The sequence below is a fragment of the Paraburkholderia panacisoli genome (genome assembly GCF_008369935.1).
Taxonomy (GTDB): Bacteria; Pseudomonadota; Gammaproteobacteria; order Burkholderiales; family Burkholderiaceae; genus Paraburkholderia; species Paraburkholderia panacisoli.
Genome location: NZ_VTUZ01000048.1, coordinates 32196 through 46132, shown reverse-complemented (window position 1 = coordinate 46132; position 13937 = coordinate 32196). Strand labels below are relative to the sequence as shown.

At 63.6% G+C, this 13937-nt stretch carries 12 protein-coding genes, 2 tRNA genes and 1 pseudogene; 9 read left to right on the top strand and 6 right to left on the bottom strand.

What is annotated here, in order from left to right; all coding sequences use genetic code 11:
* Positions 1-148: 148 nt before the first annotated feature.
* A complete protein-coding gene (locus FVF58_RS41590) occupies positions 149-1342 on the bottom strand; it encodes a lytic transglycosylase domain-containing protein (protein ID WP_149675457.1) in 1194 nt (397 codons plus the stop codon).
* 607 nt (positions 1343-1949) lie between these two features.
* On the opposite strand from FVF58_RS41590, the gene FVF58_RS41585 reads away from it, so the two are divergent.
* Entirely contained in the window at positions 1950-3518 is a 1569-nt protein-coding gene (locus FVF58_RS41585) for a UbiD family decarboxylase (protein WP_149675456.1), read from the top strand.
* Positions 3519-3559: 41 nt separating this feature from the next.
* Positions 3560-4238 (top strand): annotated as a pseudogene (locus tag FVF58_RS41580) (LysE family translocator).
* 57 nt (positions 4239-4295) lie between these two features.
* Here FVF58_RS41580 and FVF58_RS41575 read toward each other — a convergent pair.
* Both FVF58_RS41575 and FVF58_RS41570 read right to left on the bottom strand, forming a co-directional pair.
* Complete coding sequence (locus tag FVF58_RS41575; protein WP_149675455.1) at positions 4296-5261, bottom strand: threo-3-hydroxy-L-aspartate ammonia-lyase; 966 nt, start codon at positions 5259-5261, stop codon at positions 4296-4298.
* Positions 5262-5433: 172 nt separating this feature from the next.
* Positions 5434-5739: a hypothetical protein gene (locus FVF58_RS41570; protein WP_149675454.1), complete on the bottom strand. Its 306-nt coding sequence runs from the start codon at positions 5737-5739 to the stop codon at positions 5434-5436.
* A 797-nt stretch (positions 5740-6536) separates the two neighbouring features.
* Between FVF58_RS41570 and FVF58_RS41565 the strand changes: the two genes are divergently transcribed.
* From FVF58_RS41565 to trmB, 5 genes are all read left to right on the top strand, one after another.
* Positions 6537-7472 (top strand): Rossmann-like and DUF2520 domain-containing protein, encoded by a 936-nt coding sequence (locus FVF58_RS41565; RefSeq protein WP_149675453.1) that lies wholly within the window; start codon positions 6537-6539, stop codon positions 7470-7472.
* Between the two features lie 78 nt (positions 7473-7550).
* Entirely contained in the window at positions 7551-7871 is a 321-nt protein-coding gene (locus tag FVF58_RS41560) for an EthD family reductase (RefSeq protein ID WP_149675452.1), read from the top strand.
* A gap of 188 nt (positions 7872-8059) precedes the next feature.
* Complete coding sequence (locus FVF58_RS41555) at positions 8060-8623, top strand: YggT family protein (protein WP_149675451.1); 564 nt, start codon at positions 8060-8062, stop codon at positions 8621-8623.
* A 73-nt stretch (positions 8624-8696) separates the two neighbouring features.
* Positions 8697-8770, top strand: a tRNA-Gly gene (locus FVF58_RS41550).
* 405 nt (positions 8771-9175) lie between these two features.
* A complete protein-coding gene (gene trmB / locus FVF58_RS41545) occupies positions 9176-9967 on the top strand; it encodes a tRNA (guanosine(46)-N7)-methyltransferase TrmB (RefSeq protein WP_149675450.1) in 792 nt (263 codons plus the stop codon).
* Between the two features lie 87 nt (positions 9968-10054).
* Here trmB and FVF58_RS41540 read toward each other — a convergent pair whose 3' ends face one another.
* The 3 genes from FVF58_RS41540 to FVF58_RS41530 form a co-directional block, all read right to left on the bottom strand.
* Entirely contained in the window at positions 10055-10891 is an 837-nt protein-coding gene (locus FVF58_RS41540) for an undecaprenyl-diphosphate phosphatase (RefSeq protein WP_149675449.1), read from the bottom strand.
* A 90-nt stretch (positions 10892-10981) separates the two neighbouring features.
* Positions 10982-11575 (bottom strand): DUF1439 domain-containing protein, encoded by a 594-nt coding sequence (locus FVF58_RS41535; RefSeq protein ID WP_149675448.1) that lies wholly within the window; start codon positions 11573-11575, stop codon positions 10982-10984.
* 146 nt (positions 11576-11721) lie between these two features.
* Positions 11722-12000 carry a YkgJ family cysteine cluster protein gene (locus tag FVF58_RS41530; protein ID WP_149675481.1) on the bottom strand — a complete coding sequence of 93 codons (279 nt, stop codon included), beginning with the start codon at positions 11998-12000 and terminating at the stop codon, positions 11722-11724.
* A gap of 263 nt (positions 12001-12263) precedes the next feature.
* Here FVF58_RS41530 and hemN point away from each other — a divergent pair, with 263 nt between their 5' ends.
* Positions 12264-13652 (top strand): oxygen-independent coproporphyrinogen III oxidase, encoded by a 1389-nt coding sequence (hemN, locus tag FVF58_RS41525; RefSeq protein ID WP_149675447.1) that lies wholly within the window; start codon positions 12264-12266, stop codon positions 13650-13652.
* A 106-nt stretch (positions 13653-13758) separates the two neighbouring features.
* Positions 13759-13843 (top strand) — tRNA-Leu (locus tag FVF58_RS41520).
* Positions 13844-13937 lie beyond the last annotated feature (94 nt).

Here is a 13937-nt window from a genome sequence, read left to right as displayed (position 1 = left end):
CGTCGGACATCGCGGGCAGCGGAGCCCCTCACGATCACCCTGACCCGCCAGACGCAAAAAAGGACACCAACTGGTGTCCTTTTTTCTGGCAGCCGCTTTTCGTGGCCACTCTCGCGTCAATCACGCCATCGGCATCGCGTGCTTCAACTCAGGCGCCCAACTCCGAAGCGGATGCCACGTGCTTCGTATTGGAATCGGCGTCGTCCTGTTCGGAATCCGGCGTCTTTGCCGGCGTTGCCGCGCTCAACGGATGGCCGCCGCCAAGCGTCACCTGCACGCGCTTGCCGCCACCGGAAGCAACCGCCGCCGCATTCGTATTGGCCGATGCGGTCAGAACCGGCGCCTGCGGTGCGTTGATCGGCACCTTGCGCCCGCGCGCCACGTCACGCAGACGGCCACGCTCGGCCATCACCTTGGCGCCGTAGCCGCCGTCGTCCTGCGTGCTCGAACCGACGTACAGGCGCAAGCCGCCTGGCAACGAGCCGCCGCGGGCGATGCAATCCTTCAGCACCAGCGCGCCCACCTTGATGTTCGCGACCGGTTCGAGCGCTGCGGCCTCGCCGCCGAAATACTGGAACTTGTCCGAATGCACTTTGGACATCACCTGCATCAGACCTTGCGCGCCCACGCCACTCTCGGCGTACGGGTTGAAGCCCGATTCGATCGCCATCACCGACAGCAACAGCAACGGATCGAGACCGACTTCGCGGCCGGTATCGAAGGCGGCCTTCACGAGTTCGCTGACGGGCTCCTGAGCGACGCGATAACGCCGCGCCAGATAAGTCGCAACCAGATTCTGCTCACGGCTCGAAACCAGCACGCGATCGTCGCGCGCGTCGGCGGCCACCCGCTGGGCCGGAATCAGGCGCGCCAGCGCGCTGACGCTTTGCATCGTGCGCGGATCGAGCCCATTGAGCGCCGCGACGCCCATGCCGGCCGAACCGGAGCCGTCGAAAGCACCGTCGAAACTGGTGTTACCCACAGTGAAGCTGGTGCTGCCGGTGTTCGCACCGGTTGCGGTATCGGCGCCAATCGGCGAATTGGACGACAGCGAGTCGTCGGACGGCGCAGCAGCATGGCTGGGCGGCCCGAAGGACGGCAGCGGATTGCCTTGCAGCAGACGGGCTGGACCCGCCTGCACAGCGGCGGAGATGACCGGCATCAGCCGCGCGGCCAAGGTGCCGCGCCAAGCCGGCATCAGCCACAGTACGATTGCCAGCACGACAGCGATACCGCCGACGATGCTGAACAGGTGATGACTCATTCGCGTCCCGCGACGCAACACACCGCGCACAACTTGCGCGATCCGCTCATCGGGACGCCACGATAACCAGGCGTTCATTCAGATCTCCCATGTTGCATGATCCGCGAACTCCGCCAACAGATGAAAACGGCGGCACGACACGTTCGCAGAGTCAAGACATCGCGTGCTCTGTCTGGTTAGGGCAGCAGCGACGTCGGGAAAACGGCAAATACCGTCTGTGGGGAGCCATCTTGAAATGGCCCGCGCCATGCCAAAAGAGCATGTTGGCGTTGGCTCCCACGCGAAATACCAGCGTCGACAAGCGCTGGTGAGAACTTCAATAGCCGTCAAATACCGTGCAGGGGGCGGTAAAGCGGTGACGCGTCGCGTCAGATGGGACCGGGGGCAATGGTAAAAAGGTTCATGCCCTGCAACCAATGTGAACGGATTCTATGCAGGGTTTTATAGATCGTCAACACTATAAAACAGCAAAAGTATAACTATTTGTAATAATGAACGGTGTTCAGTTCGTCGAAAACCGCGCGGCATGCGCCTTTTGAGCGGTCTGCACTCCGCCGTTCCGGCTAGATCATTTGGACGATCTACGTGCGCTAGCCAACGCAGGTAAAATCGACAATTCCGCTGGCGCCGGGCAACCCGCCCCGCCCTTTCCTTTCGCCGCTGACGCGGCACTGAACCGCAACAGATGAAATACAAAGACCTGCGCGATTTCGTCAGCCGCCTCGAAACGATCGGTGAACTGCGCCGTATCTCGCAACCCGTGTCGCCCAGGCTGGAAATGACCGAAGTGTGCGACCGCGTGCTGCGCGCCGGCGGCCCCGCGTTGTTGTTCGAGAACAAAGCGCAGTATGGGTTCCCGGTGCTCGGCAACCTGTTCGGCACGCCGCGCCGGGTCGCGCTCGGCATGGGTGTCGACGCGCAAGCCGGCGAAGGCGACGGCGCGGCGCTGGAGTCGTTGCGCGACGTCGGCCGGTTACTCTCCGCGCTGAAGGAGCCGGAGCCGCCAAAGGGGCTCAAGGACGCGGGCAAGCTGTTTTCGCTGGCCAAGGCGGTGTGGGACATGGCGCCCAAGACGGTGAACGCGCCGCCCTGCCAGGAAATTGTCTGGGAGGGCACTGACGTCGACCTCGCCAGGCTGCCAATCCAGACCTGCTGGCCGGGCGATGCCGGCCCGCTGATCACATGGGGCCTGACCGTCACTAAAGGGCCGAATAAGAGCCGACAAAATTTAGGAATATATCGCCAGCAATTGATCGGCCGTAACAAACTGATCATGCGCTGGCTCGCGCATCGCGGCGGCGCGCTCGATTTCCGCGAATTCGCGCTGCGCAACCCCGGCAAGCCGTATCCGGTGGCCGTGGTGCTCGGCGCCGATCCGGCGACGATCCTCGGCGCGGTCACGCCGGTGCCCGACACGCTGTCCGAATACCAGTTCGCCGGCCTGCTGCGCGGCGCGCGCACCGAGCTTGCGAAGTGCCTCACGCCGGGCGTCGACGGCCTGCAGGTGCCCGCGCGCGCCGAAATCGTGCTCGAAGGCTTCATCTATCCGCAGGAGGGCACGCCCTCACCCGCCCCCGCAGGCGCGCCGCCGCGACCGGTGAAGGGCGCGTCGGCGGCGTACGAACATGCGCTCGAAGGCCCGTACGGCGACCACACCGGCTACTACAACGAGCAGGAGTGGTTTCCGGTCTTCACCGTCGAGCGCATCACGATGCGGCGCGACGCGATCTATCACTCCACTTACACCGGCAAACCGCCCGACGAGCCCGCCGTGCTCGGCGTCGCGCTCAACGAGGTGTTCGTGCCGCTGTTGCAGAAGCAGTTCACCGAAATCACCGATTTCTATCTGCCGCCCGAAGGCTGCAGCTACCGCATGGCGATCGTGCAGATGAAGAAGAGCTACCCCGGCCACGCCAAGCGCGTGATGTTCGGCGTGTGGAGCTTTCTGCGGCAGTTCATGTATACGAAGTTCATCGTGGTGGTCGACGAGGACGTCAATATCCGCGACTGGAAGGAAGTCATCTGGGCGATCACCACCCGCATCGATCCGGCGCGCGACACAGTGCTGGTGGATCGCACGCCGATCGACTATCTGGATTTCGCGTCACCCGTGGCGGGCCTCGGCTCGAAGATGGGGCTCGACGCGACCAACAAGTGGCCCGGCGAAACCGATCGCGAATGGGGCCGCCCGATCGTGATGGACGACGCGGTCAAGCAGCGCGTCGATACCTTGTGGAACGAGTTGGGCCTGTAAGGCGAGCCGTAACAACAAAAACAGATGGAGCAGTTGCACGGATGCACGCCTTTTCAATGATGTCGGACGGTTTTTTTTCTGTCGTTGTCGCTGTGCCTGGACATCGGTCTCGTAAACGTCGCGATAATTTCGCTGACGCTGTCGCATGGTTTCAAGCCGGGCTTCTGGCTCGGCCTCGGATCCTGCATCGGTGATCTGATCTACGCGGCGCTCGCGCTCGCGGGCATGGCCGCGCTGCTGCAGTTCGAATCGGTGCGCTGGGTGGTGTGGATCGGCGGCGCGGCGATCCTGCTGTTCCTGACCTGGAAGATGGCGCGCGAAGCGATGTTCCCGGCAGCCGCGCCGGCGGTGGCAGGCGGAGGCGGCGCCGATGCGCCGCATCTGTCGCCGTGGCGCGGTTTTTTGCGTGGCGTGCTGCTGGCCGTGTCGTCGCCGTCGGCGATTTTATGGTTCGCGGCCGTCGGTGGCGCGTTGATCGCGAAAGCGGGGGCCACCAGCCCGACAACCGCGCTGGTGTTCCTCGGCGGATTTTTTCTCGGCGGTCTGTGCTGGACCATCTTTATCTGCGGACTCGGCAGTCACGGGCGCAAGCGCGCGGGCGCTGGTTTGCTGCGCGCCTGCCACGTGTTATCCGCGCTGCTGTTTGCGTACTTCTCGTATAGCGTGATCGTCAACGGGTATCGCGATCTGATCGTGCAGACCTCGCAGATGGCGAGCTGATAAAAAAACGGCTTGCGTGAGCAAGCCGTTTTCTCCAATCGGGTTCGCGCCGTTCGCTCAGGCGAGATACTGTGCGAGCTTGGGCAGATCGACGTTGCCGCCGCTCACCACCACGCCGACCCGCTTGCCCCTCACTGGCACGATGCCGTTGAGCACCGCCGCCGCCGCGAGACAACCCGTCGGCTCGACCACCATTTTCATGCGCTGCGCGAAAAAGCGCATCGTGTCGATCAACTGTTCGTCGTTGACGGTCTCGATCCGCGCCACCCGCTCGCGGATGATCGCGAACGTGTAATCGCCGAGATGCGTGGAGGCCGCGCCGTCAGCGATCGTGCGCGGCGTGTCGATATGCACGATCTCGCCGCGCGCGAGCGATTGCTGGCCGTCGTTGCCGGCTTCCGGCTCCACGCCGATCACCGTGCACGCCGGGCTCAATTCCGCCGCCGACAACGCGCTGCCGCCGAGCAATCCGCCGCCGCCCAGGCACACGACGAGCGTGTCGAGCGGACCGGTTTCGTCGATCAACTCTTTCACCGCGGTGCCCTGCCCGGCGATCACGTGCGGATGGTCGTACGGCGGAATCAGCGTCATGCCGCGCTCTTGCGCAAGCCGCCGGCCGATCTCTTCGCGGTTCTCGGTATAGCGATCGTAGGTGATCACTTCTCCGCCATACCCCTTGGTCGCCGCGACTTTGGCCGCGGGGGCGTCATGCGGCATGATGATCGTCGCGTGGATGCCGGCAAGGCGCGCCGACAGCGCGATGGCCTGCGCATGATTGCCCGACGAATACGTCAGCACGCCCGCTTTGCGCTGCACCGCGTCGAAGTGTGAAATCGCGTTATAGGCGCCGCGAAACTTGAACGCCCCCATGCGCTGGAAATTTTCACACTTGAAAAAGACCGACGCGCCCGTGCGCTCGTCGAATGTGCTCGAGGTCAGCACGGGGGTACGGTGGGCGACGCCTTCGAGACGCGCTGCGGCGTCGAGTACGTCGTCGAAAGTGGGAGCGGGAAGCGCTTGCATCGGCGAAACTCTCCTGAGCGGTGGCTAGACAGCCATTCTCCCAGCTTCGTCCATGCTTTGGAACGCCGCGCATGTGGGCGCAGGAATGAAAACAAACGTGGAAACAAAAACGGCGTAACCCGGCAATCATGCCGGCGTTACGCCGCGGGCGATCACGCTTTGACTGCCGGGATTAGCGGCGGTAATAACCGTGACCGTAATAACCATGACCGTAATAGCCGCGGTAATAGCCGTGACGATAATACGGATACGGACGGCCGTAGCCGTAATAGCCACCCACTACCACAGGCGGCGCGTACACGACAGGCGGCGCATAAACCGGCTGCGGTGCGTAATAGACCGGCGGCGGCGCCGCATATACCGGATAAGCTGGCGCGACCGGAACCCCGATGCCGATACCGACGGAAACATGTGCCTCTGCCACCCCGGCGAGTCCCAAGCCGAGTGCAGCAACGACAAACGGAACGATCTTTTTCACTTTATTCTCCTAGCGCGACCTATCAAGGACGCCGACTGCGCATGCCTTGCATGCTCTTTAATCAATGTATCGAAAAAGGCCGGGCATATCTGTTCGCATTTGTTGCAAATTGCAATGCGCGGCAATAGGCCGCCATTCAGCCCCCCTTCGCGCGAGCGCGTCCGGTCGCGCCGCGGCGGCGTTTTGAACTGAAGAACAAGGGTTTGGGCGGAGTCGAAACGCGTCGAGCGCCGGTTTGTGCGGCGCGTGGAATTTCTTGCTTCGCGTTTCGGTAATCTTTGATTACAAATTAGCTTCAATACTGACAAGGCAGTTGCGCTGACAACCCAACCGAGCCGCCCATAAAAAATGCCCGGCGAATCGCCGGGCATCTCTCACCAGTGAACGCAGCCGATTCAGCCGACTTTCACGTACGCAAATTCGCGCGACACGCTGGGCGGAACGTACGCGCCGCTAATGCGAACGCGCGGAGTCAGGCGTTTCTTCTGGTCCCACCAGCGGCGGCGCTGTGCGTGTGTCAGGAACCGCAAATGTTTTCGGTAAGAAAAAATACTCATCGTGAACCTCCCGAATCTGACTGCGTAACGAAGTACCCAGAAACAGCCACTGCCAAACGAGTCTTGACCGATTGTGAGCAGCTTTTGACCTTGCGGGCGACGCGCCGCCGCATGTCCGGCTGCATGCGCCATATCGGGCGCAAACTGTTCTCAGGAAAATCGAGCCGGATCACGCCGCCGACACCGAATGCGCGATACTTCTGCTTTCCCGTTCAAATGTTCCGTCCGGAGCAGGCAATCATGTCCCAGTTCCCTTTGCCGCGCCTTGGCTTTATTGGTGCGGGCCGACTCGCGCGTTGTCTCGCGCTGAGCTTTTCACGCGCCGGCTACCCGGTCACGGCGGTGGCGAGCCGTTCGTCGGCCTCGGCCGGCCGGCTTGCCAGTCAAATCGAGCATTGCGTGGCATCTGACCAGCCGCAGCAGGTCGTCGACGCCGCCGACATCGTGTTTTTAGCGGTTCCTGATGACAGCATCGGTACGTCAGCGCACACACTGCGGTTCGGCCCGGACGCCGCCAGCCGGCACGGCAAGGCGCTCGTGCATTGCAGCGGCGCTTCGCCGGTCGAGCTGCTGGCCCCGGCGCGCGACCAGGGGGCATCGATCGGCGGTTTTCATCCACTGTACCTCTTTAGCGGAGAGCTCGCCGACCTCGAGCGGATCGCCGGCTGCTCGGTGACGATCGAGGCCGACGGCGCGTTGAAGGACACGCTGACGGCGCTGGCCGTCGCGTTGCGCTGCCATCCTCTGTCGATTCCGGCGGGCGGCCGCATGCTCTATCACGCCGCCGCGCACTATGCGGCCAGCTTCGCGCTGTGCAGCCTCGCCGAATGCGTCGCGCTATGGCGCACGCTCGGTTTCGCCGAAGACGACGCGCTGCGCGCGTTGCTGCCAATGCTCGCGGGCACGATCGAAACCGCCCGTGACAAGGGCTTGCCCAACGCACTCGCGGGCCCGGTGTCGCGTGGCGACACGGGGGTCGTGGCCAAGCAGTTGGCACTGCTCGAAGGGCTCGGCGGCGATCACGCGGCGCTCTACGGTCTGTTGTCGCGGCGCGCGGTCGGACTGGCCGAACGTCGGGTAACACCGCCCGCCGCGCTCGAAGCGATTTTCGCGACGGTCGAGGATTCCCTCAACCGGTCGCTGAATCAGGCCGCAGCAGGTGCAAGGGTCAAGTAAGCCGTGATAATGTGGCGTCCGGCGGCCGCACGCAATCCGCGAACGCCGCGCATCGGGACCAACAGACGAGAACGCACAATGATCAAGGTCAGCATCCTCTATCCGTATCGGGAAAACGGGCACTTCGACGTGGAGTATTACTGCGTCACGCACATGCCGCTGGCGGCGAAGCTGTTCGGGGCGTCGCTGAAGGGCTGGTCGGTCGATGTCGGCATCAATGCCGGGCCGCCGGGAACGCCGCCGCCGTACGTCGCCGCGGGGCACTTCCTGTTCGATAGCGCGGATGATTTCTATAAGGTCTTCAAACCGGCCTCCGAGCGGCTGATGGCCGACATCCCCAACTACACCGACGGCGGCAACGGCACGATTCTGATCAGCGAGATCAAGATTTCCGTGTGATGACGAGCAGACGGAAGCGAAACTGCGGCGTCTCATTCAGGCAGCCATCGCATCCGGATCGAGGCCGCGTCACCGAATCACCGCGCGAAACGCGCATGCAATCCCAATGAACCGCCGGCGCGCACGATCGGTCCACGCCGGCACCCGCGGCCGATCGGCGGCCGCCATCCGAAGCATAAGGACACGAGATGTTTGGCGATATCGCCCGTTTTCTGCTCAATACCGTCTTCACGCTGTTCGGCGCGGCGTTGCTGCTGCGCGCCTGGCTGCAGGTCGTGCGTATGCCGCCCTACAATCCGGTGACGAATGCCGTGCTGCAAGCCACCAACTGGATCGTGCTGCCGCTGCGCCACATCTTGCCGAGCACGCGCAGCATCGACTGGGCGAGCCTCGTCGCGGCGCTGCTCGCGGCGATCGTCTATGTGGTGCTGATGGTGGTCCTCACCGGCGCCGATCCGCTCACGCTGCTGCCGACGCTGCTGATCGTCGCCGTGCTGACGCTCATCAAGTGGGCGCTGAATCTGATCATCTGGATGACGATCCTGATGGCGCTCCTGTCGTGGCTCAATCCGCGCTCGCCGGCCATGCCGATTCTGTATCAACTGACCGCGCCGTTTCTGAATCCGCTGCGCCGCGTGTTGCCGCAACTCGGCGGGATCGACCTGTCGCCGATTCTGCTGTTCGTGATCGTGCAGGTGCTGTTGATGGTGGTCACGCGCGCAGCCGTTCAGCTGACTTACTTCGTGATCTGATGACGTGATGCGTGAGCGGGAAGGGTGTGTGATTTGCGCTGAACACCCTTTCCCGAGTAGAATTGTGCGCTCTGCGGGCGTCGTATAATGGTAATACCCTAGCTTCCCAAGCTAGAGCCGTGGGTTCGATTCCCATCGCCCGCTCCAGACACTTTCCAGCCTGCACCACGCGGTTCAACCACGCGCAGGCGGTTTGCAAAAAATCCACACTTTCCAGATGTCCCGAGCGCCGTCGCGTTCGCGCGCACTCGCGCCACACCCATTTGCGCGGCCACATCAACCGCCCTTCGTCTGGACGCACCCTTTTCGGTTGTGCTACCTTACGCGCACTTGCAACGCCCGCTCCACCTTCCGGCTGAGCCTTCAGCGGAAATCCAGCACGAGCCGCCTCCATGAAGGCGGCTTTTTTGTAGCGGCGGCGGCTCGGCATAGCGAGCTGCGTCTGCCTGCCGCGCGCACGATTCGCGGCTGCCGCCGCGCCAGCGCGGTCAGGCCGTCGCGTTGCCGTACCACGCAAGCCGCAAAGCCCTCACCCTAGCAGCAGCATCGACGATGATCCACGATCCAAACGACACCGGCTTGCCGGACGAACTCCCAACGCCCTCCAACGGAGCCGAAGACCAACCCGCCGGCGACGCCGCGCCCCAGCAAGCATCCCGGGAAGCCCTGCACCGTCGCCGCATCCGCAGCTTTGTCACGCGCGCCGGCCGCGTGTCGACCGGCCAGCGCCGCGCAATGGACGAACTGGGCCCGCGTTTCGTGGTGCCCTTCGCGCCGCAGCAGCCCGACTGGGACACCGTGTTCGGCCGCGTGGCGCCGCGCGTATTGGAAATCGGTTTCGGGATGGGCGCGACGACTGCGGAAATCGCGTCGGACCGTCCGGGCGACGACTTCCTCGGCGTCGAAGTGCACGAACCCGGTGTGGGCGCGTTGCTCAAGCTGATGAGCGAGCATTCGCTGTCAAATATTCGCATCATTCAGCACGACGCGGTCGAAGTGCTCGAACAGATGATCGCGCCGGACAGCCTCGACGGCGTGCACATCTTCTTCCCCGACCCGTGGCACAAGGCGCGTCACCACAAGCGCCGGCTGATCCAGCCGAAGTTCGTCGCGCTGCTGGTGTCGCGGCTGAAGCCCGGCGCCTATCTGCATTGCGCAACCGACTGGCAGAACTACGCCGAGCAGATGCTCGAAGTGCTCGGCGCCGAGCCCGCGCTGGCGAACACCGCCGACAACTATGCGCCGCGCCCGGAGTATCGTCCGGTGACGAAGTTCGAGCGCCGTGGGCTGCGGCTCGGGCACGGCGTGTGGGATCTGGTGTTCCGCAAACGTGGCGCGGCGTAAAAAGCGCGCACCGGGCGCCCGCTGGCCGATAGCAAAAAGGTCCGCAAACGCGGACCTTTTTTCATGGCGCGGGCGCAACGAGAGCCGTCAGTCGGTCCAGCTCAACGCGCCGCTATAGCCGACCAGCAGGATCAACAGCCCGAAGCCAAGCCGATACCACGCAAACACAGTGAAGTCGTGCGACGCGATGTAGCGCAACAGCCAGCGCACGCAAATAAAAGCGCTGACGAAGGCCGCCGCGAAGCCGATCGCGAAGTTGCCGAGCGCGTCGGTGGACAGCTGGTGCCAGTCCTTGAGCAACTCGTAAGCGGTCGCGCCGAAGATGATAGGAATCGCGAGAAAAAACGAAAACTCCGTGGCGACGCGCCGCTCCAGCCCGAACAGCATCCCGCCGATGATCGTCGAGCCCGAGCGAGACATACCCGGAATCAGCGCGAAACACTGCGCGAGGCCCACCTTCAGCGCATCCAGCGCGCTCAGGTCGTCCACGTCGCGCACCCGCACCACCGCGTCGCCGCGCGCCCGCTGGCGCGCCTCCGCCCACAGAATCACGAGGCCGCCGACCACGAGCGCGAGCGCCACCGGCACCGGCGAAAACAGCACTTCCTTGATGGATTTTTCGAACAGCAGCCCGAGCACGACCGCCGGAATCGTCGCGATGATCACGTTCAGCGTGAAGCGGCGCGCCTCCGGCCGGCTTGGCAGGCCGGCCACCACGCTGCCGATGCGGCGGCGGAACTCCCAGCACACGGCGAGAATCGCGCCAAGCTGGATCACGACGTCGAAGGTTTTCGCGTGTTCGTCCGTGAAATTCAGCAGACTGCCAGCGACGATCAGATGCCCGGTGCTCGACACCGGCAAAAACTCCGTCAAACCTTCGACGACGCCCAGAATCAGCGCCTTGCAAGCCAGTAGCCAGTCCATCCGTGCTTCCCATCTCGGTAGATTGTCGGAACGAACAGGACCGGCACGTACAGTCACATGCGCTCGCGGCCCTGCCGGCCGCGCGCACCGTCATTTTTCGACGATTTGAACGCGTATGCCGTTTGAAAGGATTGTGATTGTACCGGGTTCATAATTCACTCCGGCAAATTGCAGTTGTTCTGGCTTGAACGTGTAGATCGGATAGTTGGTCAGCAATTGGGTCGCGAGCAGCGCCGCGGCCGCGCTGATCTGCTGCGTGTAGACCTGTGCCTGGCCGCTCACGCTGACGTTGTCGACATTCGGCGACTTGAGCACGACCGAACGGCTGGCAGCGTCGTAGGCCAGTTCGCTCGACAGCGTGAACACGCCGTCGACTGGCTGCGGCATGAACGGGCTCGCAAAGCGCGCGTCGAGCTTTACCGAGACGCGGTTCGCGTCCGGCAGAAAACCGACCACGGGGTTGGTCAACGCGACATCGAACACTTGCGAGACCGTGCGCTGATACGGGAATTTGCGCTGCACAGCGTCCTGCACTTGCTGCTGCGAGAACGTGTAGTGCGACGGAATGAACGGAAAAATCGGCGTCGCGCAGGCCGCCAGCGATACGGTGATGCCAAGCGCGCTACAGCCGGTCAGCGCGGCGTTCAGAAAGCGGCGCCGGGCCGGCGCTGCGGGTCGAGTCATGCGAGATCTCCTGGGAAAGCCTTGTCGAGCACACGGGTGGGCTGGCTCGAGGTTTGGCCGATGCGGGTTGGACTGGCGCGCGTGGCAAAGGTCATTAACTTAACGGGCTTAAAGCGCTATAGGACTACTGCGAGACCACCGCGGGACTACCGCGCGGCCGCTTGCGGCTGAGTTTGAACTTCGAGTTGCGTCAGCCATGCGAGCGCTTCGGCGCGGTTCGTCCCGCACATTTCGGTTTGCGGCTGCAGGCCAGAACAGCACGCCGGCCGCTCCGGCCGGCCGAAGATCGCGCAGCGCAGGTCGTCGCCGAGTTGCACGCAGCGCACGCCCGCCGGCTTGCCATCCGGCATGCCCGGAATGGGGCTCGAAATCGACGGCGCGATACAGCACGCGCCGCAATCTGGGCGGCACGCATGATCGGCCACGTGAAACGGCGGCTCACGCTTCACGACGCCGTTTGGCAAGTTTGTCCGCGCACTCTCGCGCACGCTTTTCTGCACATCACTCACGACACTCTTCCTGATCCCGAAAACGGGCAACGCATTATCAGACCCGCATTGTGCCACCCGCATTCCGTGCGACCTTTTTACGCAATCCGGCCGTGGGTCGCACTCTTAAACTTGAAGGCTCCGAAAGGCCACCAGCGGCGACCCCCTGCGCCACTGTGGCCAACCGACCCGAGCCCCTCATGACCACCGTCGCCAACACGCTATTCCGTCCCGACCTGCTCGCCAGATACAGCGCGAACGGTCCACGGTATACGTCCTATCCGACCGCGCTACAGTTCCGCGACAACTTCGACCCCGCCGACTATCTGCGCGCCGCCGCCGACCCGGGTGCGTCCGGCACCGATCTCTCCCTGTACTTCCACATTCCCTTTTGCGACACCGTGTGTTTCTACTGCGGCTGCAACAAGGTCGCGACGAAAAACCGCGCGCACGCGCGTCCATACCTCGATCGACTGAAGCGCGAGATAGCGTTGCAGGCCGCGTGCTTCGACAAGCAGCGTCCGGTGTCGCAACTGCATTGGGGCGGCGGCACGCCGACGTTCCTGTCGCACGACGAAATGGCTGAGCTGATGGCCGCCACGCGGGAGCACTTCACGTTGCTGCCCGATGCCGAAGCCGAATATTCGATCGAAGTCGACCCGCGCGAAGCGTCGCCCGACACCGTCGCGCATCTGCGCAAACTCGGCTTCAACCGGATGAGTCTCGGCGTGCAGGACTTCGATCCGGTCGTGCAGCAGGCGATCAACCGCATTCAGCCGCTCGGGATGACCACCTCGGTGATGCAGGCCGCGCGCGACACCGGCTTTCATTCGATCGGGGTCGATCTGATCTACGGCCTGCCGCATCAAACCGTCGACAGCTTCAGCCGCACGCTCGACACGATGATCGAACTCGCGCCCGACCGTCTGTCGGTGTTCGCCTACGCGCACATGCCGCAGCTCTTCAAGATGCAGCGTCAGATGGACCCCGCCACGCTGCCCTCGCCTGAGCAGCGGCTCGCGCTGCTGCAACGGGTGGTCGAGCGCCTGACGGGCGCGGGCTATGTGTACATCGGCATGGATCACTTCGCGCTGCCTACCGACGAACTCGCGCGCGCACAAGCGCAACGCACTTTGCAGCGCAACTTCCAGGGCTATAGCACGCGCGCGGAATGCGATCTGATCGGGTTCGGCGCGTCGTCGATCGGCAAGGTCGGCGACGTGTACGCGCAGAACGCGAAAGACCTGCCCGGCTATGCGGCGGCGATCGACGCGGGCCAGCTAGCGATCACGCGCGGCCTTCGCCTCACCGCCGACGACCGCCTGCGCCGCGACGTGATCACGCAGGTGATGTGCAACCTGGAATTGCGCTTCGATGAATTCGAAGCCGCTTACGGGCTGCGTTTCGCCGAAACGTTCGCGCCGGAACTGGAGCGCTTGCGCGGCTTCGAGCAGGACGGTCTGGTGTCGATCAGCGCCGGCAAGCTCGAAGTGCAGATGGCCGGACGCATGCTGGTGCGCAACATCGCGATGGTGTTCGACCGCTATCTCGGCCAGCAGACCCTCGAACGGTTTTCCCGCACTGTCTAGGCGCTTCGCGGCGGAGGCAAGCAAGTGGCTTGCCCGTCGTCGAATTTTCGGCCATAATCTGCGTCTTCGCGGCGCGCCATGTTCTGACGCGCACGCTGCAAGATCTGCCCAGGTGGTGAAATTGGTAGACGCAGGGGACTCAAAATCCCCCGCCGCAAGGCGTGCCGGTTCGATTCCGGCCCTGGGCACCAAAGAATTCGATTGACCGGTTGTTTTGCTTTTCCTCGAACCCCGCCAGCGCTTGCTGCCTGCGGGGTTTGTCGTTTCTGGGCGGCCGGATTCGGC

What these genes read in the sequence shown, in the direction of transcription:
- FVF58_RS41590 (WP_149675457.1), bottom strand. Translation starts at nt 1,342, where the DNA reads ATGAACGCCTGGTTATCGTGGCGTCCCGATGAGCGGATCGCGCAAGTT.
- FVF58_RS41585 (WP_149675456.1), top strand. Translation starts at nt 1,950, where the DNA reads ATGAAATACAAAGACCTGCGCGATTTCGTCAGCCGCCTCGAAACGATC.
- FVF58_RS41575 (WP_149675455.1), bottom strand. Translation starts at nt 5,261, where the DNA reads ATGCAAGCGCTTCCCGCTCCCACTTTCGACGACGTACTCGACGCCGCA.
- FVF58_RS41565 (WP_149675453.1), top strand. Translation starts at nt 6,537, where the DNA reads ATGTCCCAGTTCCCTTTGCCGCGCCTTGGCTTTATTGGTGCGGGCCGA.
- FVF58_RS41560 (WP_149675452.1), top strand. Translation starts at nt 7,551, where the DNA reads ATGATCAAGGTCAGCATCCTCTATCCGTATCGGGAAAACGGGCACTTC.
- FVF58_RS41555 (WP_149675451.1), top strand. Translation starts at nt 8,060, where the DNA reads ATGTTTGGCGATATCGCCCGTTTTCTGCTCAATACCGTCTTCACGCTG.
- trmB (WP_149675450.1), top strand. Translation starts at nt 9,176, where the DNA reads ATGATCCACGATCCAAACGACACCGGCTTGCCGGACGAACTCCCAACG.
- FVF58_RS41540 (WP_149675449.1), bottom strand. Translation starts at nt 10,891, where the DNA reads ATGGACTGGCTACTGGCTTGCAAGGCGCTGATTCTGGGCGTCGTCGAA.
- FVF58_RS41535 (WP_149675448.1), bottom strand. Translation starts at nt 11,575, where the DNA reads ATGACTCGACCCGCAGCGCCGGCCCGGCGCCGCTTTCTGAACGCCGCG.
- hemN (WP_149675447.1), top strand. Translation starts at nt 12,264, where the DNA reads ATGACCACCGTCGCCAACACGCTATTCCGTCCCGACCTGCTCGCCAGA.